A 498-nucleotide genomic window follows, 5' to 3' on the forward strand; every position below is an offset into this window, starting at 1 on the left:
TCTGAGCAGCGCGCGCGTCGCGCCGTGGCGCGGATCGCCGAACACGCGCCACACGGGGCCCGTTTCGACGACTTCGCCCTGTTCGATCACCGCGACCGTGTCGCACACCGCGCGGATCACTTCCATCTCGTGCGTGATCAGCACGATCGTCAGCCCGAGGCGATGGTTGATGTCGGCGAGCAGCGCGAGGATCGACTGCGTCGTCTCGGGATCGAGCGCCGACGTCGCCTCGTCGCACAGCAGCACTTCGGGATCGTGCACGAGCGCACGGGCAATGCCGACGCGCTGCTTCTGCCCGCCCGACAGGCTGGCCGGATACGCGTCGCGCTTCGCGGCGAGCCCGACGAGTTCGAGCAGCGCCTCGACCTTGCGCACGCGCTCGGCCTTCGGCACGCCGGCGATCTTCAGCGGCAGCGCGACGTTCTCGAACACCGTCTTCGCGGACAGCAGGTTGAAATGCTGGAACACCATGCCGGTACGGCGCCGCAGCGCGACGAG

The 498-nt window shown here is 68.9% G+C and carries 1 protein-coding gene; it reads right to left on the reverse strand.

Annotated features, from left to right (window positions below):
• On the reverse strand, window positions 1-498 hold a 498-nt coding region (locus G3N99_RS41040), incomplete at both ends, for an ATP-binding cassette domain-containing protein (RefSeq protein ID WP_206125289.1).

Source organism: Burkholderia sp. Ac-20392, assembly GCF_017104585.1.
GTDB lineage: Bacteria > Pseudomonadota > Gammaproteobacteria > Burkholderiales > Burkholderiaceae > Burkholderia > Burkholderia lata.